The 23,892-nt window shown below is 67.1% G+C and carries 23 protein-coding genes and 1 pseudogene; 7 read left to right on the top strand and 17 right to left on the bottom strand.

Going from position 1 to position 23,892, the window contains the following annotated elements:
- Positions 1 to 13: 13 nt before the first annotated feature.
- The 3 genes from EV643_RS27095 to EV643_RS27085 all read right to left on the bottom strand — a co-directional run bounded on the left by EV643_RS27095 (position 14) and on the right by EV643_RS27085 (position 4,701).
- Positions 14 to 238 (bottom strand): exodeoxyribonuclease VII small subunit, encoded by a 225-nt coding sequence (locus EV643_RS27095; RefSeq protein ID WP_133802969.1) that lies wholly within the window; start codon positions 236 to 238, stop codon positions 14 to 16.
- Positions 235 to 1,455, bottom strand: coding sequence for an exodeoxyribonuclease VII large subunit (gene xseA / locus EV643_RS27090; protein ID WP_133802968.1), 1,221 nt, complete (start codon positions 1,453 to 1,455; stop codon positions 235 to 237). The genes EV643_RS27095 and xseA overlap by 4 nt, the downstream gene beginning before the upstream one ends.
- 132 nt (positions 1,456 to 1,587) lie before the next feature.
- On the bottom strand, positions 1,588 to 4,701 hold the full coding sequence (locus EV643_RS27085; protein ID WP_133802967.1) for a M14 family metallopeptidase: 3,114 nt from the start codon (positions 4,699 to 4,701) through the stop codon (positions 1,588 to 1,590).
- Positions 4,702 to 5,083: 382 nt separating this feature from the next.
- On the opposite strand from EV643_RS27085, the gene EV643_RS27080 reads away from it, so the two are divergent.
- A complete protein-coding gene (locus EV643_RS27080; RefSeq protein ID WP_133802966.1) occupies positions 5,084 to 6,106 on the top strand; it encodes a 4-hydroxy-3-methylbut-2-enyl diphosphate reductase in 1,023 nt (340 codons plus the stop codon).
- Here EV643_RS27080 and EV643_RS45930 read toward each other — a convergent pair.
- The 7 genes and pseudogenes from EV643_RS45930 to EV643_RS27050 all read right to left on the bottom strand — a co-directional run bounded on the left by EV643_RS45930 (position 6,103) and on the right by EV643_RS27050 (position 12,039).
- Positions 6,103 to 6,729 (bottom strand): hypothetical protein, encoded by a 627-nt coding sequence (locus EV643_RS45930; protein WP_238165832.1) that lies wholly within the window; start codon positions 6,727 to 6,729, stop codon positions 6,103 to 6,105. The genes EV643_RS27080 and EV643_RS45930 overlap by 4 nt on opposite strands.
- A gap of 163 nt (positions 6,730 to 6,892) precedes the next feature.
- Positions 6,893 to 7,117 (bottom strand): annotated as a pseudogene (locus tag EV643_RS47000) (sigma factor); the annotation flags it as partial.
- Between the two features lie 76 nt (positions 7,118 to 7,193).
- On the bottom strand, positions 7,194 to 8,246 hold the full coding sequence (locus tag EV643_RS27070) for an aromatic ring-hydroxylating oxygenase subunit alpha (protein ID WP_202869776.1): 1,053 nt from the start codon (positions 8,244 to 8,246) through the stop codon (positions 7,194 to 7,196).
- 63 nt (positions 8,247 to 8,309) lie between these two features.
- A complete protein-coding gene (locus tag EV643_RS27065) occupies positions 8,310 to 8,759 on the bottom strand; it encodes an SRPBCC domain-containing protein (RefSeq protein WP_133802964.1) in 450 nt (149 codons plus the stop codon).
- Positions 8,756 to 9,238: an ArsR/SmtB family transcription factor gene (locus tag EV643_RS27060; RefSeq protein WP_238165831.1), complete on the bottom strand. Its 483-nt coding sequence runs from the start codon at positions 9,236 to 9,238 to the stop codon at positions 8,756 to 8,758. Before EV643_RS27060 ends, EV643_RS27065 begins: the two co-directional genes overlap by 4 nt.
- 726 nt (positions 9,239 to 9,964) lie before the next feature.
- Positions 9,965 to 11,152: a glycoside hydrolase family 64 protein gene (locus EV643_RS27055; RefSeq protein ID WP_133802962.1), complete on the bottom strand. Its 1,188-nt coding sequence runs from the start codon at positions 11,150 to 11,152 to the stop codon at positions 9,965 to 9,967.
- 305 nt (positions 11,153 to 11,457) lie between these two features.
- Entirely contained in the window at positions 11,458 to 12,039 is a 582-nt protein-coding gene (locus EV643_RS27050; RefSeq protein ID WP_133802961.1) for a dienelactone hydrolase family protein, read from the bottom strand.
- A gap of 70 nt (positions 12,040 to 12,109) precedes the next feature.
- Between EV643_RS27050 and EV643_RS27045 the strand changes: the two genes are divergently transcribed.
- Positions 12,110 to 12,784: an ArsR/SmtB family transcription factor gene (locus EV643_RS27045; RefSeq protein ID WP_133802960.1), complete on the top strand. Its 675-nt coding sequence runs from the start codon at positions 12,110 to 12,112 to the stop codon at positions 12,782 to 12,784.
- Here EV643_RS27045 and EV643_RS27040 read toward each other — a convergent pair.
- The 3 genes from EV643_RS27040 to EV643_RS27030 form a co-directional block, all read right to left on the bottom strand.
- Positions 12,755 to 13,987 carry a DNA recombination protein RmuC gene (locus EV643_RS27040; RefSeq protein ID WP_133802959.1) on the bottom strand — a complete coding sequence of 411 codons (1,233 nt, stop codon included), beginning with the start codon at positions 13,985 to 13,987 and terminating at the stop codon, positions 12,755 to 12,757. The two genes, EV643_RS27045 and EV643_RS27040, sit on opposite strands and share 30 nt — an antisense overlap.
- A gap of 72 nt (positions 13,988 to 14,059) precedes the next feature.
- On the bottom strand, positions 14,060 to 14,821 hold the full coding sequence (locus EV643_RS27035) for a polysaccharide deacetylase family protein (RefSeq protein ID WP_133802958.1): 762 nt from the start codon (positions 14,819 to 14,821) through the stop codon (positions 14,060 to 14,062).
- A 70-nt stretch (positions 14,822 to 14,891) separates the two neighbouring features.
- Positions 14,892 to 15,767, bottom strand: a complete 876-nt coding sequence (locus EV643_RS27030; RefSeq protein ID WP_133802957.1) for a DUF817 domain-containing protein — start codon at positions 15,765 to 15,767, stop codon at positions 14,892 to 14,894.
- 138 nt (positions 15,768 to 15,905) lie between these two features.
- Between EV643_RS27030 and EV643_RS27025 the strand changes: the two genes are divergently transcribed.
- The 3 genes from EV643_RS27025 (at position 15,906) to EV643_RS27015 (ending at position 18,859) form a co-directional block, all read left to right on the top strand.
- Complete coding sequence (locus EV643_RS27025) at positions 15,906 to 16,436, top strand: GNAT family N-acetyltransferase (protein ID WP_133802956.1); 531 nt, start codon at positions 15,906 to 15,908, stop codon at positions 16,434 to 16,436.
- 140 nt (positions 16,437 to 16,576) lie between these two features.
- Positions 16,577 to 17,653, top strand: coding sequence for a redox-regulated ATPase YchF (ychF, locus tag EV643_RS27020; RefSeq protein ID WP_133802955.1), 1,077 nt, complete (start codon positions 16,577 to 16,579; stop codon positions 17,651 to 17,653).
- A gap of 144 nt (positions 17,654 to 17,797) precedes the next feature.
- Entirely contained in the window at positions 17,798 to 18,859 is a 1,062-nt protein-coding gene (locus tag EV643_RS27015; protein ID WP_202869775.1) for a hypothetical protein, read from the top strand.
- A 118-nt stretch (positions 18,860 to 18,977) separates the two neighbouring features.
- Here EV643_RS27015 and EV643_RS27010 read toward each other — a convergent pair whose 3' ends face one another.
- Positions 18,978 to 19,922, bottom strand: coding sequence for an AraC family transcriptional regulator (locus EV643_RS27010; protein ID WP_166665592.1), 945 nt, complete (start codon positions 19,920 to 19,922; stop codon positions 18,978 to 18,980).
- 92 nt (positions 19,923 to 20,014) lie between these two features.
- Between EV643_RS27010 and EV643_RS27005 the strand changes: the two genes are divergently transcribed.
- Entirely contained in the window at positions 20,015 to 20,329 is a 315-nt protein-coding gene (locus tag EV643_RS27005) for a YciI family protein (RefSeq protein WP_133802953.1), read from the top strand.
- Positions 20,330 to 20,401: 72 nt separating this feature from the next.
- On the opposite strand, the gene EV643_RS27000 is transcribed toward EV643_RS27005, so the two are convergent.
- Both EV643_RS27000 and EV643_RS26995 read right to left on the bottom strand, forming a co-directional pair.
- Positions 20,402 to 21,691 (bottom strand): type II toxin-antitoxin system HipA family toxin, encoded by a 1,290-nt coding sequence (locus EV643_RS27000; protein WP_133802952.1) that lies wholly within the window; start codon positions 21,689 to 21,691, stop codon positions 20,402 to 20,404.
- The gene (locus EV643_RS26995) at positions 21,688 to 21,978 is read right to left on the bottom strand and encodes a helix-turn-helix domain-containing protein (RefSeq protein WP_133802951.1); all 291 of its coding nucleotides are present in this window, start codon (positions 21,976 to 21,978) and stop codon (positions 21,688 to 21,690) included. The genes EV643_RS27000 and EV643_RS26995 overlap by 4 nt, the downstream gene beginning before the upstream one ends.
- 560 nt (positions 21,979 to 22,538) lie before the next feature.
- Between EV643_RS26995 and EV643_RS26985 the strand changes: the two genes are divergently transcribed.
- Positions 22,539 to 23,174, top strand: a complete 636-nt coding sequence (locus EV643_RS26985) for a class I SAM-dependent methyltransferase (protein ID WP_238165840.1) — start codon at positions 22,539 to 22,541, stop codon at positions 23,172 to 23,174.
- A 28-nt stretch (positions 23,175 to 23,202) separates the two neighbouring features.
- On the opposite strand, the gene EV643_RS26980 is transcribed toward EV643_RS26985, so the two are convergent.
- Entirely contained in the window at positions 23,203 to 23,853 is a 651-nt protein-coding gene (locus EV643_RS26980) for a LysE family translocator (RefSeq protein ID WP_202869774.1), read from the bottom strand.
- Positions 23,854 to 23,892 lie beyond the last annotated feature (39 nt).

Raw genomic sequence — 23,892 nt, 5'->3', positions numbered from 1 at the left:
CAAGGCGGATCTGTCAGTCGGGCTTCTTTTCGTCGGTGTGGTGGGCGGCTTGGGCTTCGGCCAGGCGTTGGCGGGCGCCTTCCAGCCAGTGGTGGCAGGTGGCGGCCAGTTCTTCGCCGCGTTCCCAGAGGGCGAGGGACTCCTCGAGGGTGGTGCCGCCGGCTTCGAGTTTGCGGACCACTTCGACCAGTTCCTCGCGGGCCTGCTCGTAGGAGATCTCCGGTCGGGTGTCGCTCACTTGCTCTCCTTCGAGGTCACTTCCACGTCGAACCGGCCGTCGCTCACCCGGGCATGCAGGAGGTCGCCGGGTGATACCTGATCCACTTCCCGTACTGCGGTGCCGTCGGCAAACTGCAGGACGGAGTACCCGCGCTCGAGGGTCGCCTTGGGGGACAGGGCACGGACACTCGCCAGCCGATGAGCCAGATCGTCTCCCGCCCGGTCGAGTCGGTGGGTGAGGGTACGGCGGCTTCGGTCGAGCAGGGCGGCGACCTCATCCGAACGTCGCTGCAGATCCGACGTCGGCGCGGCCAGCGACGGGCGGCTCCGGATCGCCGCGAGCGCATGGGTTTCGCGGTCCAGCCAGGCCCGGATCGCCCGGAGACCGCGCTCACGGAGCTGGCGAACCCCGTCCAGCTCCTCCCGGACATCGGGCACGATCCGCTTCGCCGCGTCGGTCGGCGTGGAGGCCCGAAGGTCGGCGACCAGGTCGAGCAGCGGCGAGTCGGGTTCGTGCCCGATCGCGCTCACCACCGGCGTACGGGCCTGTGAGACAGCTCGGATCAGGCCCTCGTCCGAGAACGGCAGCAGGTCCTCCAGCGAACCGCCGCCGCGCGCGATCACGATCACCTCGACGGATTCGTCCGCGTCGAGCTTGCGGAGCGCCGTCATCACCTCACCGGCCGCGGCCGGTCCCTGCACCGACGCGTACTCGATCCGGAACGCGACGGCCGGCCAACGGCGCTTGGCGTTCTCCAGTACGTCGCGCTCGGCGGCCGAGTCGCGCCCGCAGATCAACCCGATCGTGTGCGGCAGGAAGGGCAGACGCTTTTTCCGGTACGCCGCGAACAGTCCTTCGGCGGCCAGTAGCTGCTTCAGGCGCTCGATCCGGGCCAGGAGCTCACCGATCCCCACATGCCGGATCTCGTTGACCGCGAGCGCCAGGGTGCCGCGCCGGGCGAAGAAGTTCGGCTTCGCGTTCACGACCACGCGTGACCCGTCGGTGACCGGTGGGTCGACCGCCTCGAACACGCGCCGGTTGCAGGTGAACCGCAGCGAGATGTCCGCGTCGGTATCCCGCAGCGTGCCGAACACGGTGGTCGTCCCGCGCCCGATCGACACGTCCGTCAGCTGCCCCTCGACCCACACCGCGCCGAGCTGGTTGATCCAGCTCGCGATCCCGTTCGCGATCGTGCGAACGGCCGCGGGCGCATCCGGCGAGGTCTCCAAAGCCACGCGGCGACTCTACGGGCACCCGCCGACAAACCTTGAAGCCCCTGTGGGTGTCGCGGCCAGGTGCCGATGAGGTGACGAGTAGGCCAAGAAGAGGCGAGGGCAGGACCTCGCCTCTTCTGGTCAGCTCAAGGCCTACCCAACCGGCCCCAGCAGGTGGGTCATCGACCTGCCGATCAGGTCGTTGCGCATCGCTTGGGTCGTGAGTCCCTCGGCGCCGAAGCCGACGTACGCCGTGTCCTGTGTGGTCACGCCTGCGCCTTCCTCGAAGGCTGTCTGCGTGCGCGTCCAGTCGTTCGGGTTCGCCGCGGAACCCTCGGCCGCACCGGATACCGTCCAGCCGCCCAGATCGGTCTCGAATGAGGTCTCGGTCGCGGTGACGCCGTTTGCCGTCACCTTGGCGTCATCGATGAAGACTCCGAGACCCTGCGTGGCCCAGTCGCTGACATAGCTGATCGAGACCTCGACCTGCTTGCCGGCATACGCCGTCAGGTCGACGTTCCAGTCCTGCCAGCCGGAGCTCCTGCCGGTGGCGGCATTCCAGGACCCGCTGCTGCCGGTCGGTTCGCAGGCCGCGTTCTGGTAGTGCGCCAGGTGTGGGTGTAGCGCCTCCACCCACCCCGCAGGGCAACTCTGGCCAGTGTCCTGCTGGGTATGCCCACCGGTGTCCGGCAGGGTCGTCCAGTCGTCCTGCCCGACGGTGTGCGCCTCGACCATCAGGTAGTCCCAGTCGAGCTCGGTGTCGTACGACGCCTTGAAGGAGAGCGCGCCGCTGGTCGCTCCGGTCAGGTCGATCGTGCGGGTCAGCCGCTTGTAGCTCACGTCCGCCCGCTGGCTGTAGAGATACCAGTCACCGGTGAACGGCTCGAACGGCGCCGCACCCGGTCGCTGCCACTTGAAGGCAGCCGAGCTGGCGAACTGTGGGAACTCTGCCGGTGGCAGGAAGCTCGAGGTGAGCAGGAACGCGGCCGTGTGGTCCTGGTTGTTCGCCGAATCCGCGCCGTTGAACGTGCCGGCGAACCCGGTGAAGGCGCCATCGACACCCGACACCGCGAACGGGTTGCCGTCGGCGTCGGTGCCGCTGTCGTCGACGTAGTTGTAGGCGCCGAGCCAGTACTGCTGGAAGTCGTTCAGCAGCGGCAGGCACGGGTACGCCCGGACGGTGCACTCGCCCTGCTCTTCCTCGAACGGGTTGTAGAAGTAGACCCCGTCCGCGCCACTGGCGAAGCCGGCGTACTTGCCCGTGTAGAGGAGTTTGCCGCCTTCATTGAGGTAATCCCGGACTGTCAGCTCGAGGTCCAGCGCCAGTTCGGCCGCAGTACCGCCAGGTTGGCCGAGCTCGCGGGTGACGATGTCATCGCCGTGCTCCCAGACCACCGCCCTGTAGTGCGACAGCACGCCGAGGTGATGCGGTGCCGTCCGGCCGTTGACGTCGACGTCGTACACGTCAGAGGTGCGGCCGGCCGCGGTGAGCGCGGCGGCGTACTCGTCGGCGTACTTGGCGCTCGTCTGTCCCTGGGCAGGACTGGCGCCCGTGACGTCCTCGGCGGCCAGGATCAGTACGTCCCCGCCGATGTCAGTCGCGACCTTGTAGGTGAAGTGCGCACTTGATGCGGGGCCCTGTCCTGGCTTCACTCCGGTGAACCAGACCTCGACCGAGTCGCCCGGCCGCGTGCCGCGCACCGTGCCGCGGTACTCGGCGTAGTAGTCGTCGTGGGTGTCGCCGTACCGCTCACCTCCGGCCCACTCCGAGACCGTCGTACTCACCGTGCGGCCCCCGTTGATCCGGTAGTTGAGCCGCTTGTCCAGCAGTGCGCGCTTGGCCGTGACCGCGACCGGCTGGGTGGTGCCGTGCGAGACCGCGAACGGGTCGGCCACCAGGTCTGCCGCCTTGAGACCGACCACCGAGACCGGGTCGTCCGGGTCGTGGGTCGACTTCGCGACGGAGAGCGCGAACGGGATGTTCTTCGCGAACTCGGCCTGGATCAGTTCCTCGTCGTCGGGGAAGTTGAAGCCGCTGACGCAGTCCTCGGGCAGCCACTCGTCGTCGGGGATCGATGCCGAGACGGTCTGGCAGGTCGTCATCTCCGGGGTGAACCCGAGGGTGCCGTAGCTGACCGTCGCATGGGTGTCGGTGTCGCCGTTGGTGATGTAGAGCTCCGCGGAGATGTCGGGGTCGTAGCCCGGCACCGCCGGGTTCGCGTCGTCGCCGACCATCGCCTCGTAGATGATGTCGTCCGGTGACGGGGTGCTCTGCTGCCAGCCGATGCCGTACAGCAGCAGCTCGGCCGCGGAGTGGTAGTTGATGAAGTGCTCGAAGCCGATTCGCTGGAAGAGCGCGTCGAGCGCCTTCGTCTCCGGCTCGGAGTTCGGGCCGGTGCCGCGGAAGGTCTCGCTGTTCGGATCAGGCGAGGAACCCTCGTTGTCGTAACCCCACTTGACGGCGAAGTTGCGGTTCGGGTCGACGCCGTCGCCCACGGTGATGGCCCCGTCGCCGTTGTTGTCGCGCAGGTTCTTGCGCCACAGTCGGTTGTCCACGGTGAAGGTGAAGTCGTAACCGTCGGGGTTGGCCACCGGCAGGAACCACAGTTCGGTGGTGTCGACCAGTGCGGTGAGCTCGGCGTTGCTGCCGTAGCCGTCCAGGTAGTGGTGCATCAGCCGGCGCACCATCTCGGGCGTGATCCACTCGCGAGCGTGCTGCGCGGCGGCGTACAAAACCGCCGGTCGCTTACCGTCCTTGAGCGTGCGGGCACCCTTGGTCACCTTGACCGCGAGGATGTCCTGGCCGTTGACCGACTTGCCGAGGTTGACCAGCTTCGCCAGCCCGGGATTCGCGTTCGCTGTCGCGATCAGCTCGTCGCGGATGCCGCCCTCCTCGCTGTACGAGCGGTAGACGGTGTTCCCGGCCAGCGCGATCCGGTTCGCCTCCTCGGAGGCCTTCTTGCCCTTGACCCGCTTGACGGTCAGTTCGACCCCGTCGCTGCGGAGCTTCTCGGCCTGGAGGTCGGAAATGATGGCCTCCACCCGGACCTTGCCGTTCGCGGTCTTTCCGGTGGAGACGTCCTCGTGGTCCAGGCCGAGCGCGGCCAGCTTCTGCAGCTGGTCTGGGGCCAGTTCGCCGACGTAGACCTCCAGGCCGCCCCCACCTCCTTGGCCTGGTGTGGCCGGCGAGGCGGTTGCCGACGTACCCGCCGCCAGCGCCCCCGCGGCAAGTGCCAGTACTGCGATGAACACAGGAGATCTACGCATGTCGCCCTCCCCGGTCAACAGTGCATCTCCGTGCAGAGTCCAGTGGCCTCCTGCCCAAGTCAACAGCGGGCACCCCTTTACCGGTCCACCGGGCGCGGGGAAAATCCTTTGCGCGCAAAGGCGGTCGGGCCGCATCCTTGAGGCAGTGAACACCTCCTGGAGAGGAGCCGCCCGGACAGGGCGGGCGGCTCCTCGATCTGCCAATAAATTGCCTCAGGCAACTGTTCGCTGCGGCGCCATAGTTGCCGATAGCAATCAGCTGCGTGCCCTGAGTGAGACCTTCAAGCAAGGGCCACTCACACCAGGGACGATCTGACGGCCCGTCGGCGCGGCAGGCTGAGGCGATGAATCAGCAATCTGACAGCGCCCGTACGATGGGGGCGTGACTGTCCAGCCTGAGACCTCTGGTACGAACGCCGCACTCAAGACCAAGCGGGTGCTGCTTGCCGCGCCTCGCGGGTACTGCGCGGGCGTCGACCGGGCCGTGGTGGCGGTCGAGAAGGCCCTCGACCTGTACGGGCCGCCGGTGTACGTGCGCAAGGAGATCGTGCACAACAAGCACGTCGTCCAGACCCTGCAGGCGCGCGGCGCGATCTTCGTCGACGAGACCGACGAGGTGCCCGAGGGCGAGACCGTGATCTTCTCCGCGCACGGCGTCTCCCCAGTGGTGCACCAGGAGGCGGCCGCGCGGCAGTTGAAGACGATCGACGCGACCTGCCCGCTGGTCACCAAGGTGCACCACGAGGCGAAGCGGTTCGCGGCGACCGACTACGACATCCTGCTGATCGGTCACGAGGGGCACGAGGAGGTCGTCGGCACCAGCGGCGAGGCCCCCGACCACATCCACCTGGTAGACGGTCCGGGCGACGTGCCGAACGTCGTCGTCCGCGACCCCGAGAAGGTCGTCTGGCTCTCCCAGACCACGCTCTCGGTGGACGAGACGATGGAGACCGTACGCCGGTTGCGCGAGCGGTTCCCGAGTCTGCAGGACCCGCCGAGCGACGACATCTGCTACGCGACCCAGAACCGCCAGGCCGCGGTGAAGAAGCTCGCGCCGGAAGCCGACCTGATGATCGTCGTAGGCTCCCGCAACTCCTCGAACTCGGTCCGCCTGGTCGAGGTCGCCGTCGAGCACGGCGCGAAGGCCGGGTACCTGGTCGACTTCGCGGCCGAGATCGACGAGGCCTGGCTGGACGGGGTCGACTCGGTCGGCCTCACCAGTGGTGCGAGCGTGCCGGAGATCCTGGTCCGCGACGTGATCTCGTGGCTGGCCGAGCGCGGGTACGGCGAGGTCGAGGAGGTCACCACGGCCGAGGAGAGCCTCACGTTCGCGCTTCCTCGCGAACTCCGCGCCGATCTCAAGGCCGCCGGCCTCCCCACCACCGGCACCTCCGACCACGCCTAAGGTACGTCTGCCCTACTGACCGTCAGCTTCATGGTCTTGGTGGACTTTTCGATTCCGTCGGGCCCGCAGTAGTAGAAGGTGTAAGTGAAGGTGTAGGTGCCTCCGGTGGCGTAGGTGTGGGGTTCCCTGGCCGTGCCCGTCCCGCTGCCGCTGACCCGCTCGTGGGCGCCCTTGCAGGTCAGCAGGCCGGCGTTCGCGCCTGCGCCCGGCGAGCCGTCGCCCCACGTGTATCCGGTCATGTACACGTTGTTCCGCCAACTGTCGGCCGGCTTCGACTCGCCTGTCCGCTCGATGATCGGCACCAGCATGGAGCCTGATTCCGCGAACTGCATCGTCACGGTGAGGCGGTTGATCGTCGGTTTCAGCTGCAGGCTCACGTTGACCGGCTCCACGGCTGGCGGAGGCGTGTCGCTCGGGGGCGGGGGCGGGGGCGGAGTGTCCGTGCTGGTTTCGATCGGCGGCAGGGTGTTCGCCGACGCGATGATCGACTCCTTCGGCGTCACCGTCACCGTCGTGGTCGGGTTGGTCGTCGGTGGGCCGGTGATGATGGTCTGCGGCTGGTTGGGCGTCTTGGTGACGGGCGGGGCGGAGTCGACGCCCGTGAGGTTGCCGGCCGTCACCACGATGGCGGCGATGGCCCCGCTCGCGAGTACTGCGGCTCCGGTCGCGCGACGGCGACGGATCGTCCGGACCCGGGCGAAAACGGCCTCGCTCGGTACGCCGGTCGGCGGCGGCGGGTCCGCGACCAGAGCGCGGAACTTGTCCCTCAGGTCCCTTCCATTTGCGGCGCCACCACTGGGTGTTGGTGTTGACCATCACCGTCCGCGTGTAACTCTCCAGAGCGCTGACGCTGCGCAATGACTTGCGGTGAAACCACACCTTGACGAGCGACGCCTGAACCAGGTCCTCGGCCGAATGCCAGTTGCCGGTCAGCAGGTACCCGAACCGTTGCAGCGCAGTGAACCGCCCGTTGACGAAATCGGCGAACTCCTCGTCCCGGCCTGGATCCATCGCTCTCCCCCGTCTGCGTTCTGCAGTGTGGGACGACCGGGCGACGGCAAAAGGTTGAGTGCGCTGCCGAGATCCGTCAGTAGAGGCTCTTGCCGAGGTAGCCGCGAGCCAGGAGGGTGACCCATTGGTACACGGCGTCCTCGGCGGGGGCGAGTGGTCCGGGCCGGAAATGCGGGGACTCCGCGCCGCGCTGGACCGATTCGCAGGCGGCCCAGTCCTCGCGGTTGGTGATGTCCCAGAACTCGACGGCGTACGACGGATCGTCCACCTCGGCCGGGAAGTACCACGAGCACTCGATCCAGGTGAGACCCGGCGCCCGCGGAACGAGTCGATGCGTCATCACGTAGTCCGGGTGCAACGAGAGCAGCAGGTTCGGGAACAGGCCGAGGTAGTTCACCGTCCTCGGATCCACACCAGGCAAGGGGATTCCGCCCGACTTCCCGTCCAGCGACATCGTCTCGGCGCCCGGCCGCAGATCCATCAGGCCGCCGATCCACGCGCCAGGCAGGTCCCAGTTGTCGCCCGAGGTCGGCGGCGACACCTTGCACAGTTCGGGGTGGATCAGCGGGCAGTGGTAGCACTCGTGGTAGTTCTCCACGACCGTCTTCCAGTTCGCGGCGACCTCGTAGCTGTGCCGCGCCTTGAGGACCAACAACTCCGGCCGGTACGGCGCGACCAGGCCGGCCAAACCCCCGACGTACTCGCTGAACGGGGCCGCCGTACCGAGGGCGTTCACGAACACCCACCCGTGCCACATCTCGGTCGGCAGCTCCACCAATCCGTACGGCGCTGGGTCGAATGCCTCACCCATCCGGGGCGCGGCAAGCACAGCGCCATCCAGTTCGTACGACCAGCCGTGATACGGGCAGACCACAGCACGCCGATCGCTCGACTCGCCCTGTTGGAGGAGTTCGTGGCCGCGATGCCGGCACGTGTTCGCGAACGCCCGCGGGCGATCCCCGAACGTGAGCAGCACCCCGACATCGCCGACCTCGGTCGCGCAGTACGTCGTACCGGTGCTGAGTTCGTCGGCCCGGCCCAGGCAGGTCCAGTGGGCTGCGAAGAAGTGGCGGCGTTCCCAGGCGAGCACGGCCGGGTCGGTGTATGCCTCGCGTGGGAGCATCACCATTCGCCGTGCGGACGGAGGGATTCCGCGAGGGCTCGGGCGTCGACGGGTGCGGTCACCCGCCCACTATCGGGTGTGGTTCCGGTAGAAGTCGAGCACATACGGCCAGCCGACGAGGTAGCCCCTGCGAACCTGGGCGCCGTCCGGGCGGCGTTCCCAGCCGGTGTGGGTGAGCTCGACCTCGGTCCCGTCGGCGACCTCGGTGAACCTGACCGTCACGTGACCGGCCTGCTTCGGATCTGTGCCGGGATGCCAGGTGAAGCTGACCGACTTGGGCGGATCCCAGTCGGAGACCGTACCCCAGTACCCGATCGGCCCGTCGGCGTCGTACTCCACGATCCGCCCACCGACCGCACCCTCGAGCCGTACGTCGGTCGCCTTCTCCTCACCGACCGAGTGCGTGACGAGCGGCCACCACTGCCCCATCTCCACGGTGAACGCCTCGAACGCCCGATCCGGCGAAACCGGCACCACCACCGACTTCACAATCGCCGCCAACTCCTGCTCAACACTCATCCCAACCCCTCCCCTCCAGTACGCCGTACACGGCCTGACTCTCCTCCAGTACGCCGTACGCGTGGTCCCTCTGGTTCGTCTTCGGTGCGCCGTACGCCTGGTCCCTCTGGTTCGTCTCCGGTGCGCCGTACACGTGGACCCCGTGATTCGCTGGCTTCCGTACGGCGGACGTGTTCGGCGAAGGCGTCCAGGGCGTCGCCCCAGAACTGGTCAAGCCAACCGCGCAACGGATCGAGCCCGGTGCGGTCGACCCGGTAGATGTTCCGCGTGCCCTTCGACTCGTGATCGACCAGGCCGGCCAGCCCGAGCACCTTCAGGTGCTGCGAGATCGCCGGCCGGCTCACCGGCACCCGCTCCGCCAGCCGCCCGACCGAACTCGGCCCGTCCCGCCGCAACGTCTCCAGAATCACCCGCCGCGTCGGATCCCCCAGCGCGTCCAGCACCGGCGCCACCACACCCAGTCCACCGTAAGTCCCCACGAACGGTAAGCTCCCACTAACCATTCCCCGTGTCAACCTCTCGCCCTCCGAAAGCCCACCTTGAGCACCGACCAGTCACTTTCCCGGCCGTCAGATGCCCGCCCGGTGCCCAAGGTCGCACCGTCCCAGCGCGTCGGCCGGAACCGCTGACGGGTCGTCGCACCCCTGGCGTGTTGCAACCCGCCAGCGGCGCCGCAACCTGGGCGCGCGTCCGAAAGCCCACCTTGAGCACCAGCCGGTCGCGTTTCCGGCTGCCCAACGACTGGTCAGTGCCCAAGGCCGCCGACCCGGTACGTCGCACCTGGCGGCGGCGCGGTGCGGCGCTGCGAGGCGGGGTGGGCGGGGCGGTGCTGCGAGGCGGGGCGGGGCGCCGGGTGTCGGGACGTGGCTGGGTGGGGACCTGGCGCGGACGTGGTGGGGGGAGCGGGCGTGGTGGGGGTGAGTGGGCGTGGTGGGGGTGAGTGGGTGTGGTGGGGGTGAGTGGGCGGGGTGGGGCGGCGTGCCGGGTCGGGATGTGGCCGGGGCGGGGCGCCGGTGTCGGGACGTGGCGGGGGTGGGGACCTGGCGTGGTGGGGGTGAGTGGGCGTGGTGGGGGGAGCGGGCGTGGTTGGGGGAGTGGGCGTGGTTGGGGGAGAGGGCGTGGTGGGGGAGCGGGCGTGGTGGGGATGGGGAATGCCGGGCCCGGCGCGGGGCGGTCGCGCGGGGCCCGGGGAGTGGGTGAGGGGGTCAGTTGAAGGGGTCGAGGGTTATGTACGCGCGTTGGGGGTTGCCGTCGTGGACCAGGGACTCGTGGTTGCCGACGTCGTCGAAGGCGAACGCGTACGCCTTGCCGTCGGCCATCTGGGCATGGATCTTGCGGGCGTAGTGGTTCGTCACGGCGTCCAGGTAGAAGTTGGCCGAACTGGTGTCGGGCTGGTTCGGGTTCACCAGCAGAGTGGACCGGTTGTACCCGGCGCACAGGGTCCGGGAGATCGGTCCGCGGACCAGGTCGTTCGGTGCGTCGAGCAACTTGTGGCAGCCGAAGATGCTCGACGCGTCGGGCTTCTGGAACGACGTGACGACCGCGCCCGAGCTGCTGGTGAAGTTCATGACGTTGCCGGCCACGCGTCCGTAGTACTTGGTGTTCGGCTGGTCGGCGAACGGGGTGACGGTGAGCGTTTCCGAGCTGTACTTCGAGAACACCCGGTTCACGTAGTCGTCCATGACGTTCGCGGGCAGCGCGCCGATCTCGACGCCGTACGTCGGGGCGAGGGCGCGCAGGACCGTGCCGTCGGACTTGGTCTGGATCAGGTTGGCCCAGCCGCCGGGTTGGCTCCGAAGGGCGTTGAAGAAGCCGGTGTAGCCGCCGGGTTTGAGGTGGCCGGTGTTCTTGGTGGCGCCGTCCGCTTGTTGTACGCCGACCGCGTAGGGAGCGGAGAACATGTCGACCTGGGTGCTGTTGATCCAGATGCCGGAGTCGTTGAGTGTGTACTCGGTCCAGTTGAAGACGATGTCACGGTTCGGGTCGGACGGGTTCTGGACCGCGGGCTGGACGAGGCCGCCGGTGGTGAGCTTGAAGACGAGTTTCTGGCCGTAGGAGAAGTAGACCCGGCCGGAGAACTTCGGCATCTGGATGGTGATCGACTGGCCGTTGGCGGGGCCGGGGATCGACGCGTCCGGCGCCGGAGTCGGCGGGTTGCCGCCGGCGGGCCAGGGGTGGAAGGTGCCTGCTGCATCGGCCCAGCCTTGCTGGCCAGTGCTGAGGTTGGTGCCGAGGTTGTAGATGTAGACCGGGTCGGCACGGCCCGAGTTGTTGCTGATCTGCAGCGGGATGGTGGGCGGGACCGCGTCGGCCTTGCCGGCGCCGGTGGTGATGAGTATCGCCGCGGCCAGACTGGCGGCTGCGGTGAGGACTGCCAGGAGTTTGAAGCGCACGTGCTCCTCCTCAGGTCTGTCCCGTGAGAGAAGGCGGGCACCGAACAGACCTGGCGAAGGTGGCTACGGCCACCGGGTCGCGGCCGGGGGTCGCGACCCGGGGTCGAAGCCGGGGATGGCAGGCCGATGGCAGGCGGTACCCACGGCTCACCCGGCGAGGGACGGTGGATCACCGGATGGCTGAGAGCGCTCTCATGGTTTCGGGGGACCGGAGGATTGTCAATGGGTGGGAGTCGGCGGATCCCGTCGGCTGGGAGTCAGTGGGTCCCGTCGGCTGGGGGTCGGCGGGACCCGTCGAGGTCGGGTCAGCGGATGCCGTTGAGGAAGTCGAGGGTGCGGCGGATGAGCAGGGTTGCCGCGGCCTCGTCGTACGACGGCAGTGACGAGTCGGCGAACAGGTGCTCCTTGCCGGGGTAGAGGAACAACTCCGCCTCGTCGGTGGAGGCGACCAGGGCACGCGCCGCGTCGAGATCGCCGTCCTCTTCGGTGAAGAACGGGTCGGCATCCATCCCGTGCACCTGGACGGGGACGCCGGCCGGCCAGGATTCGCCGAACTCGGACACCGGGATGCAGGAGTAGAACAACAAGGCGCCCTTCGCGCCGGCCCGGGTCTGGGCCAGTCGCTGGGCCGGCATCACGCCGAGCGAGAAGCCCGCGTAGACCAGCTCCTCGCCGAGCCCGTCGGCCGCGGCGACGCCGTTGTCCAGCAGCGTGCCGAATCCCACCTGCCGCGCATAGGCCAGCCCCTCGTCCAGGGTCTTGAAGGTGTTGCCGTCATACAGATCCGGTAGGTGGACGGTGTGACCCGCTCCGCGCAGCTCGGCGGCGAAGGCCTGCACTCCTTCGGTCAGTCCCTGCGCGTGGTGGTACAGCACGACCTCGGCCATGATCTGCTCGCTTTCGAAGGCTAATGAACCAAATCTTTGGAATGATCGGCGATGTTAGTCTATTCCGATCATGTCGATCAACACTTCGATACCGGATTACGACCTCGACGAGACGATCGAGCTCACCACCGCTGAGCAGGTGCGGGCGATCGGCGACCCGCTGCGGACGACGCTGCTCGGGCTGCTGCACGAGCGGGCCGCGACGGTGACGGAACTGGCTGCCGCGGTGAAACGCCCGAAGAGCACGGTCGCGCACCACGTCAACGTGCTGTTCGACGCCGGGCTGCTCCGGGTCGTCCGCACCCGCCGCGTGCGGGCGATCGAGGAGCGGTACTTCGGTAGGACGGCGCGGATGTTCTACGTCGGGCTCGGCCGGCGCAGGGACGGGGTCGACCTACCGCCTGACTTCAACGACTTCGAGGTTGCGGCCAAGGAGTCGGCCGGTGCGTTCGATGCCGGTACGGTGCGCGCCTTCATCCGGCATGCCCGGATCCCTGAAGAGCAGGCCGCTGAGTTCTGGCGGCGTGTCGACGACATCATCCACGAGTTCGACCGGCTGCCGCGGTCGGGCGACACCACCTACGGCTTCGCGGTCGGCCTCTATCCCATGGTCGACTACCCGACGCTCCCACCCCGCCCCGACGAAGGCGCCTCAGTTGGTGCAGGAGACGAAGGCGCTGTGGGTGGTGGCGACGGCTCGGCCGGTGCGGAGGGCTCAGCCGGTTCGGGTGTCGAAGCCGGGTAGGGGTGGTGGGGTGTCTCGGGTGGTGCGGTCGACGGGTGGGGTGGTCACCCATCGGCGGGTGGTGTCCGGGTCGGTTTCGTCGAGGGGGAGTAGCTCGGGGGCGGCCAATGGGCGGACGGAGGCCTCGATGGTTTCCATCGCGGTGATCTCGGCCTGGGTGACGTGCAGGTCGCGGAGTTTGCGGGCGGTGGTGAGGACGCGGTTCTCGAAGGAGCCGACGCCGCGGTTGTAGGCGTCGACGGCCGAGGTGAGGGAGCGGCCGACGCGGCTGAAGTGTTCGCCCATCGTGCTGAGGCGTTCGTACAGCTCACGGCCGAGCTCGAACACCTGCTGGGCCGACTCGGTCAGGGCGGACTGGTTCCACGCGTAGGCGGCCGCCCGGAGAGTGGCGATCAGTGTGGTCGGCGTCGCGAGGATCACGCGGCGCTCGGCGGCGTACTCGAGCAGTGCGGGCTCGACGTCGAGGGCCGCGGACAGGAACGACTCGCCGGGGACGAACAGGATGACGAATTCCGGTGTCGAGGGCAACCGTGACCAGTAGGCCTTGGCGGACAGTTGGTCGACGTGGGTCCGCAGGTGACGGGCGTGTGCCCGCAACCGCTCCTCCCGGAAGTCGGCGTCATCGGACTCGGCCGCCTCGAGGAACGCGGCGAGTGGGACCTTCGAGTCGACGACCAGATTCTTGCCCTCGGCAAGTCGCACCACCAGGTCCGGCCGGAGCAGCCCGTCGTCGGTCACGGTCGAGGTCTGCTCGGTGAAGTCGCAGTGCGCGACCATGCCGGCCAGCTCGACCGTACGGCGGAGGTGCAGCTCGCCCCAGCGCCCACGGACCTGGGGTTTGCGCAACGCGGTCGACAGGGACGCGGTCTCGCGGCGGAGCGCCTCGCCACTCATCCGAACCTCGTTCACCTGTTGGTGAAGCTGCGACTGCCAGGCGGCCCGGCCCTTCTCCAATTGGTTGAGCTGGGCATGCAATCGATCGAGCGCTTCCTTCACGACCGCCTGGCCGGACATCTGCTGCCCGACCGACTGCCGCTCCTGGGTCAGCTCGACCACCCGGTCCTCGGCCGCGTTGCGCTCGGCGGTGATCCTGGCCAGCTCGGCTCCGTCGCGGCCGCGGGACCAGAGCACGCCGAACACCGTGCCGAGCGACAGCCCGACGACGAGGAACACCAGCAGCAACAACACTGTAGTACCGGTCATGCAACAGACAGTGACACAAGCCGCCGACAGTTTCTGAAAATCACGCGGGGCCGGTGATGGATCAGCGAAAGATCAGCAGTCCATCGCGGGGAAGGACCAGCCCTGGGCCGTCAGGGTCGCGAGGATCTGGTCGAGTGCGGCGACGGTCTGGCCGCGGTACCCGCCGCCGTCGTGCATCAGGATGATGCCGCCCCGGTGGGCGTGGTGCAGGACGTTGTTCACGATCGCGGTCGCGCCGGGCTTGGCCCAGTCGCGCGGGTCGATGTCCCAGAGCACCTGGGTCATCCCCGCCGCCCGGATGTCCGCGCGCACCTTCGGATTCGTCGCGCCGTACGGCGGCCGGAAACACTTCGACTTCGGGCCGTCGAAGATCTCGTGGTGCCGTTTGGCCGCCGATACCGCGGTCAGCTGCGGATGCGTGATCGAGTGACTGCCGATCGTGTTGCCGTCGGCAAGGATCTGCTCACGCAGTCCGGGGTGGGCGCCCTGCATCTGACCGAGTTCGAAGAAGGTCGCGTGCGCGCCGTACTTGCGCAGTACCTGCAGGACCTTCGGCGTCCAGAGCGGGTCCGGGCCGTCGTCGAAGCTCAGGAACATCACCTTTTTGTTGCCTGCGGCAAGAGCTGCGGTCGGATCCGAGAGCGGGCTGCCGGCGGTGGTCCGCGGTGTCGTCGGGCTGGACGGCGTCGTGGTCGGCGTCACCGTCGGCGTGGTGTGCGACGCGATCGACGGCTGCGGCGAATGCGCTCGCGTCAACGCGATGGCGATCATCGAGCAGACGACGAGTGCGGCGGCCACGGTGGTACCGACGACAGCGGCAAGCTTTCGGGACATGATGCTCCCTTGCGGATCAGGCGGATGTTCCCCAGTCGCTCCCCCTCAGGAGCTTCGATTGGGAGACGCCTCAATTCCTGTTCTGGTTGGCAGCATCGTGTTGCGAGGAGATCTCATTCCCTTCCCAGGCAGGCAAATCGCCCGCCTCGGTCGCCCGCGAGCTGATGACCGTCGCAGGCGTGCCACGGTGGTACAGCTTGCCTTCCAGCGACTTCACGCTCGCGACCAAAACGAAGCTCATGCTGACCAGCAATGCCCATGCGCCGAACTTCGCCGGATGGACCAGCCGCCAGACGTCCACTTGGTCCGGGTAGTTCCACGCGTCCAGGAACGTCCCCGCGTTCTCGGCGAGCCACAGGAAGAACCCGATCAGCACGAATGACACCGCCAGCGGCATCCGGTACCGCCGTACGCCGACCGTGTAGAACACCCAGGTACGCCGCAACGCCAGCAGCAACCCGATCGCGATCGGCACCCGCAGATCCACGATCCAGTGGTGGGTGAAGAAGTTCGCGTAGATCGCCAGCGCGAGCACCGTGGTCAGCACCGGCCGGTATCCACTCACCCGCAGGTCGAACCGTCGCCACGCCTGGCAGAGGTAGCTCCCGACCGCGGCGTACATGAACCCCGCGAACAACGGCACCCCCGCGATCTTCGTCACCGCGTCGCCGGGGTACTGCCACGACCCGACCTGGACCTTGAACAGTTCCAGGTCGAGCCCGACCAGGTGGAACCCGAAGATCACCGCGACCTCCCGCCACGTCTCCAGCCGGACCACCCAGAACAGCAGCGTCAGAGCGAGGCAGTAGACCAGCAGAGCGTCGTACCGCGAGATCGGGAGGTCGACGTACTTCGAGAGCGCGAGGCCGGCGAACAACGCGAACGGGAACAGGCAGGACACCATCTCCAGCCGGCCGAACCGCAGAAACTGCAGGCAGCCGAACACGATCCGTGACGAACTCCTAGTGTCCCGTGTCGGAGCACTTGCCTCCGCTCTCCCTGTGATCACAGTGTGGAGACGTCGCTTGCTCTTGAGTGGTTCGGCCGGATAGATGAACGGCAAGTGATGGGGGAGGTGCCCGGGATGGAACCGAAGGTGATCTTCGAGACGGATCGGCTGGTGGTCCGCGACTGGGCTGTCGGCGACGGCGACCGGGTGTTCGACATCTACCGGCGCTGGGAGGTGTCCCGTTGGCTCGGCGCGGACCCGAAGGTGATGGCCCACCGGGACGCGGCCACCCGGGTGATCGAACGCTGGAACGAGCGCAACCAGGACCCCGTGTACGGCGTCTGGGCGGTCGAGGAACGGGCCACCGGGACGATCGCGGGCACGGTGATGCTGGTGCCGTTGCCGGACCCGTCGGACGGGACCGAGAGCAAGGGCGAGATCGAGATCGGCTGGCACTTCCATCCCGACGCATGGGGTCGCGGCCTGGCCACCGAGGCTGCCCGTGGCGCGATCGCGCACGGATTCAGGGCCGGGCTGCCCGAGATCTACGCGGTGGTGCGGCCGGACAACAGCGCATCGCTGGCGGTCTGCCGCCGGCTGGGGATGCGGGCGCTGGGCCGGACGAACCGCTGGTACGGCACCGAACTGGAGTGCTTCGTGATCTGAGCCACTGTTGGAGCGGGGTCCGACGGCGGTCGGCGGATCGGGGTACGACGGGTCGGTGGATTGGGGTGCGACGCGGATCGGCGTACGGCGGGGTCGGCGGATTGGGGTACGGCGGGGGTCGGCGCGTACCCTTGACGCCCGTGGCACTCTCCATCGGAATCGTCGGCCTCCCGAACGCGGGCAAGTCGACGCTCTTCAACGCGCTGACCAAGAACAACGTGCTCGCGGCGAACTACCCGTTCGCGACGATCGAGCCCAACGTCGGCGTGGTCGGCGTACCGGACGCGCGGCTGGGCAAGCTGGCCGAACTGTTCGGGTCCGCCAAGCAGCTCCCGGCCACGGTCCAGTTCGTCGACATCGCCGGGATCGTCCGCGGCGCGTCCGAGGGTGAGGGCCTGGGCAACAAGTTCCTCAGCCATATCCGCGAGTCGGACGCGATCTGCCAGGTCACCCGGGTGTTCCGCGACGACGACGTCACCCACGTGGACGGCAAGGTCTCGCCGGCCGACGACATCTCCACCATCCAGACCGAGCTGATCCTGGCCGACCTGCAGACGGTCGAGAAGGCGATCCCGCGGCTGGAGAAGGAGGCGCGGCTGAAGAAGGAGAGCGCCGTCGTGCTGGAAGCGGTCAGGGAGGCCCAGAAGCACCTCGAGGCCGGTACGCCGATCATCGCCACCTCCGTCGACCGCGACGCGATCCGCGAACTCATGCTGATGACGAGCAAGCCCTACCTGTTCGTCTTCAACTGCGACGCCGACGAACTCGCCGACGAGCCACTGTTGCAGCAGATGCGCGACCTGGTCGCGCCGGCCGAGGCGATCTTCCTGGACGCCAAGTTCGAGGCCGAACTGGTCGAGCTCGGCGACGAGGACGAGGCCCGCGAGATGCTCGCCGAGATGGGCATCGACGAGCCCGGCCTCGACGTACTGGCCCGGGTCGGCTTCGAGACCCTCGGCCTGCAGACCTACCTGACCGCCGGCCCGAAAGAGACCCGCGCCTGGACCATCAAGCGCGGCGCCACCGCCCCCGAGGCGGCCGGCGTCATCCACACCGACTTCCAGCGCGGCTTCATCAAGGCCGAGATCGTCTCCTACGACGACCTGATATCAGCCGGTTCGATGACCGCCGCCAAAGCCGCCGGCAAGGTCCGCATGGAAGGCAAGGACTACATAATGACCGACGGCGACGTAGTCGAATTCCGCTTCAACGTCTAGTTCTTCATACGGATAAGGGCTGGTCCGGCAGTTGATTACTGCGGGACCAGCCTTTCATTTGTCTGTGCATCGGTTGGTCTGCAGGGGCAGTTGTGATCAGCTCGGCTATAGACAATTTCCTGAACCATGGGAATGATGTGCGCTGTGGGCGATGAAAACCATCAGGGCATAGAAAAAGTCTTGGCGGAGGACTCTTCGGTAGCCGCCGACGTCGACAGCGAAAGCCTCAACGTGGACGAAGGGGACGATCCGAGTATCAACTCCGTGCTGTCCGAGCAGGACCGGGAGGCCGAGCAGTTCGCCATAGCCTTCCTGAAGAAAGTCATACGGCTACGCGGCGTACGCATCGACCGGGCGCAATTTCTCAGGGCGGAACTTCACAAAAGAGGTGTTGGTGCAGCCGCAATAGATCGGGCTGTCAGAGAGAATCCTGCGGTAGCTGGCATTTCGCCGACCATGCTCGACGACATCGCCCGGAGTGTTATCGAGTTCGAGACCGGGAAATCTACGGCATTGTCGTTTGCTGCCGGCTTGCCTGGCGGGTTTGCGATGATTGGAACGGTGCCTGCTGACATCACTCAGTTCTACGTCCACGCCTTCAGGGTCATGCAGAAGATCGCCTATGTGTACGGTTGGCATTCGTTCTTGGACGACATCGATGACATCGACGACGAGTCCTTGGGCATGCTTGCAGCGTTCCTCGGCGTAATGATGGGGGTCGGCGGTGCATCGGTCTCAGTGAGTGTCTTCGCTACTCAAGTTGCCCGCCCCGCCGTCCAGAAAAAGATTACAGGTGTGGCGCTGACCAAAACCGCGTGGTACATCCCAATGAAGCAGACGCTGCGGGTGGTCGGAGTGCAGGTCACCAAGCAGAGCTTCGCCAAGACTGTGAGCAAGGTCGTTCCGGTGGTGGGGGGAGTGGTGTCGGGAGGTCTCACCTTTGTGACTCTTCGCGTTCAATCGAAACGGCTTATGGAGCACCTCAGGGAACTCCCACCTCCGAATGTCGACGCGGAGGTCTACCTGGCAGCCGTGAAGCGAGCCGATGAAATGGCGCAGACCAACGCCAAGAGCATAGGTGGCGCGATTGTCGGAGCAGCGGGCGCCGTTGGGGCCAATGTAGCGGGGTTGTTCAAGTCGAAAAAGAAAGAACAGTCAAGCGAGGAAGGGTCCCGAAACGAGGATTCCGACGGCGAAGACGCTTGACGATCACGGACGTGCGGCATGCTCTTCTTGAGCGAACAGCTGTTGAGTTCCACTTCTCGATGAAGAGGTTGGCCGGCGGCGGATCGAGGTGGAATTCCGCTTCAACGTCTGAGGTTCGTCACGGGGACCACTCGGTGCGGAAGGCGCCGGGGGAGCAGCCGTACACTCGCTTGAACGCCTTCGAGAACGACGATTCGTTGTCGTAGCCGACGTCCCTCGCGATGGCGCCGATGGTGCGTGAGGTTGTCGCGAGGTAGCCGGCGCCCTGACTGAGCCGGACCCGGGTCAGGTGGCTGAGAGGCGGCTCACCGACGGAATCGCGGAACCGAGTGGCGAACGCCGTACGGGACATCCCGACCTGTCTCGCGAGGCCCTCAACCGTCCATTGCGCCCGAGGATCGCGTCGCATGAGTCGCAGGGCGGCAGCAACCGGTGCGCTCGCGCCTTCGGCGGTCGGCAGATGCACCAAGGCAGCCTCCTGCTGCGCCAGGTACTGCCTGAGGAACTCGGTGAGGAACACGTCGGCAACCTTCGCCAGGACGGCGGCGTCGCCCGGAGCGGTGCTGTCCGAGGCCAACAGGTCGGCGATCGGCTGCAGCCAGCGGGTCACCCTGCTGCTTCCGTCCTGGTCGAGCACGAGAGCGGCCGGCAGTAGGTCGGTCATGTCGTCGGGCAGGAGGACGCCCTCGAACGCACCGCACAGGACAGTCGTGCTCGCGCCGTCACCGCCGTACCGGAGGCGTCCCGCAGAGTCGAGCGGGTGATCCGTGAGAATCGCCTCGAGGTGGCGCACCGGAGTGCGCGGGTCATCGCGTACGACGTGTCCGGTGCCGCGCGGGAGGAGGACAATGGCGCCGGTGTCGAGCCGATGAGACTCGGCCGAGCTGTCGAGCTCCAGCCACGCCGCGCCGTCGAGCACGATGTGGAACTTGGCGAGATCGGAACCGTCGACCCGGAAGCCCCACGGAGCGGTGAAGTGCGAGCGACACAGGATCGTGCTCCGGACGTTGATGGCCTTGAGCACCTCGGCGAGGTCGTCCGACGGAGGGCTGACGCGGCTCATGAGGCCAGCGTAAAGGACGCTTGAACGATCGGACATGATGCTTGTCCTGTAGGACATTCAGATCGCTCGCGCGCCTCCGTAGCGTCGTCGGTATGGCGAAATTCCTTGTGACGTACCACGGTGCCGGTGCCCCTCGGAACGAAGAGGAGAAGCAGCAGGCGATGGCCGCGTTCATGGCCTGGGTCAACCAGGTCGGCTCCGCATTGGTCGATCCGGGAGCCCCGCTCGGCGGCTCTGCTGTCGTGTCGAGCGAAGGTGTCGCGCACGGCGTCGCGGTTGGCCCGGCCGCGGGCTACTCGATCGTCGAAGCCGACGACCTGACCGCCGCGGCCGAGTTGCTACGCAAGCACCCGTTCATCGGCCGAGGCGGCGCACTCCAGGTGAGCCAAACCATCTCGCCCGCTTGAGCCCTACCCGTCCTTGCTGGCTGAGATTGATCGACGACGTCGAATTCCCCTTCAACGTCTGAGGTTTCCGGTCTAGGCGAGGTACTTCGCGCAGCGTTTGGCTCGGGCGGCGACAAGATCTGTGAGGCGCGGTGGGAGCGAGCTTACGAGGCTTCGTACTCCGGGGTCGGCGGCTGCAATCGAGAATGCGTCCGGGGCGTTGGCCAAAACCTTTGCCGCGCGGCTGCGGATCTCGTCCTCGGGGAGCTGCAAGTCGGCGGCCAGTCGTTCCCAGGGGCTGCTGCCGGGGTTGACCTTGTAGCCGGTTCCGAACTTCATTGCCAGGCGCATCTTCTGCTCGGGAATGGAGTCGTAGGGCAACGCGGAGGCGACGTCGTAGAACGGAGCGAGATGGACCTCGTTTCCGAGCAAGAGCAGCGAGTAGTTCTTGGCGTGCGCGTCAGTCCCGGCAATGACCCAGTTCCACACCAGCGCATCCAGAAAAGCCTGGGTCGCGTCGCGGGCTACGGAGGGATGCATCACTCGGCGGAACAGAACGGCGATGTCCCGAGGACTGGGTCCGCCCTCGTTCTGGTACTTCCTTGCTGGGTGCACGCTGAGCGCCTGGCATAGGTCCTCCTGATGGAGACGAAGTTGCCGCCCGTCCCGGAGGACTCGGTCGTATCGGGCGACGACGATCGCGCTCTGATCCTCGAAACGCTCGACGCTGGTTCGTACTGCGCGCAGTCCCGCGACGCGCATGGCGGACAAGCACAGATGTTCGTTCAGGTCGTGGTCGTCGAAGCCCTCGATGGCAGGCTTCAGGATGTGTGACGTGGCCATCGCTCCCTGCGGATCGCCCCATCGGGCGCCATCGCTAATCAATGCTGTTTTCGCCTGAGCGCCTGCCAAACTGAATCGCCCGGCGTTGTTTGCACCGAGCCAGGCTGTGTTGTCGCGCTTGAGATCCCGTAAGCGCTGGGCAACCTGGGCCTCTGTGAGCCAGTCGACGCCGTCGTGAGCAGTCCGGCTCTGGATGTTCGGCAGGCGATCTGGTGGAACCAGCCGGACTGATCCCGGGCAGTCTTCACCCAGCGGCGTTGTCAGAAGAAAGAAGGCCGAACTGGTGGAAACATGGAACTCCCGCGACCAGCGGTTGAGGACGGCGTCGTTGTCCGGAAGGAGTCCCCACAACCATGGCGTGATCCGGCTGTCGCTGTGCGAGGCGAGCTGGGTTGGCATTGAGACCGACACCGGGGTAGCTGGACGGTCGTTGGCGATATAGGTGGGACGGTAGGCGAAGCCCAGCTTCCCTCCGGCCAGTCGCGTCACCGTCCCGGCGACCTCGTCCCCCAGGAGCAGGCTGAGCTCACCCTTACTCACTCGTCGCCTCGCTCATACGACTCGATCAGTGAGGCCAGATCTCGCAACTCTCCCGTTGATGTCTCCGCCGATGTTTCGCCGGCGGGTCGAAGATCGAGCGTCAGGTCCAGTGCCTCGAGGGCGGCGAGCGCGCGGCCGAGCTCCACCGTCGGCTTCCCCGACTCGAAGTCGGCCAGCCACTGCCGGGACACCCCGGCGGCTTTGGCGACCTGGGCCTGCGTCAGATTGAGCGTGCGGCGGCGACCGCGCACAGCGGCGCCCAGCGCATGCGTAGTCCGGATGTCCATCGCTGCCTTTCGTATGTCGCCGTACGCTCACATTTGTACCATGTCAGCGTACGGCGACAAATTGCACATGTAAACGTACGGCGACAAAGTCTCAATGTCGCCGTACGGCTACATCTGGCTGGCTCGGGCGGGAGACCACGGTCGGGCTCGATGTGTTTCTCAACGTCGGCCGTGTGCTCGGCGCGCTGGATCGTGTGGTTGAGGCACTGGAGCCGTACGAGACGGATCTGGGGCGGGGCCGTGCGGATCAGCTCCTGCCGAAGCGAGTCAGGTCGCGATGACGAGGTTGAGGGGCTGACGACGTACAGCGGGTCGTTCCGGGCGGTTCGACGGATGTGAAAAGGGCTGTGCGTGGGGTGCTCGATGGTGCCACTGACTGGGAGAAAGTTGCTGCCAGCAAAGGGTTGCCATTGGGTGGGCTGGGCCGATATTGGCTGGCTCGGGGTTTGGGGTGCGCCTAGCGTCGGGGTGTGGCTGATGCGTTGTTTGCGGTGGGTCGGTTGGTGGAGGTTTACGATCCGTTGGATCCGGATCGGGGGGATTTGGAGGCTTATGCGGGGATGGTGGGGGAGTTCGGGGCTCGGGTAGTGCTTGATGTGGGGTGTGGGACGGGGACGTTCGCATGTTTGCTGGCTGGGCGTGGGGTTGAGGTAGTGGGGGTGGATCCGGCGGCGGCCTCGCTGGAGGTTGCTCGGGGCAAGGAGTTTGCGGATCGGGTGCGGTGGGTGGAGGGGGATGCGACGGGGTTGCCGCCGTTGGCGGTGGATCTGGCGACCATGACGGGGAATGTGGCGCAGGTGTTCCTCACCGACGAGGAGTGGGCGGCGACGTTGGCCGGCGTACGGGGGGCGTTGCGGGCGGGTGGGCGGTTCGTGTTCGAGACTCGGGATCCGGCGCGGCAGGCGTGGTTGGAGTGGACGCCTGAGCGGACCCGGGTGCAGGCGGAGATCCCGGGGGTCGGCGGGGTGGAGACGTGGTGTGAGCTGACGGCGGTGGAGTTGCCGTTCGTGTCGTTCAGGCACACGTATGTGTTCGCGTCGGATGGGGCGGTGCTGACCTCGGATTCGACGTTGCGGTTCCGGAGCCGGGTTGAGGTCGAGGAGTCGTTGGTGGTCGCGGGGTTCGTGGTGGACGAGGTACGGGATGCGCCGGATCGGCCGGGGCGGGAGTTCGTGTTCGTCGCCCGGCGGCCGTAGTACGGCGTTGGGGCAAGTTCCCCGCGTACTAGTGGGTCGGGAGGGGGCGGGCTCGGTCGGTGGCGATGCGGATGGCGAAGGCGGCCAGGGCGGTGCCGGTGAGGTAGCGGTGGACGCGCATCCAGACCGGGCGGCGCGTGAAGAAGATGGCGACCGAACCGGCGGTGATCACGAACAGGCCGTTCACGGCGACGCCGACGGCGAGCTGGGTGAAGCCGAGCACCAGGCTCTGCAGTCCGATGTGGCCGCGCGACGGGTCGACGAACTGCGGCAGCAGGGAGATGTAGAGGATCGCGATCTTCGGATTGAGGATGCAGGTCAGCAACCCCATACCGAACAGCTTGCGCGGGCGGTCCGGCGCCAGTTCGTTCGGGGTGAAGACGGAACCGCCGCCGGGGCGGAGCGCGTTCCAGGCGAGCCACAGCAGGTACGCCGCGCCGGCCAGCTTCAGCGTCACGTAGATCTCCGGTACCAGGGCGAACAAAGTCGCCAGCCCGGCCGCGGCGGCGAGCATGTAGACCCCGAATCCGACGCCCACCCCGGCGAGCGAGATCAGGCCCGCCTTCCGGCCCTGCGCCACCGAACGGGAGACCAGGTAGATCATGTTCGGCCCCGGGATGATCACCAGACCTAGCTCGATCAGGGCGATCCCGGCGAGTGCCTCGGCGCTGACGATCACAGTGCTCCCTCCGACGGATTCGGCTCGAACCTAACAGCG

It is taken from the genome of Kribbella caucasensis, assembly GCF_004361855.1.
Taxonomy (GTDB): Bacteria; Actinomycetota; Actinomycetes; order Propionibacteriales; family Kribbellaceae; genus Kribbella; species Kribbella caucasensis.
This window is presented reverse-complemented; position numbering and strand designations above follow the sequence as displayed.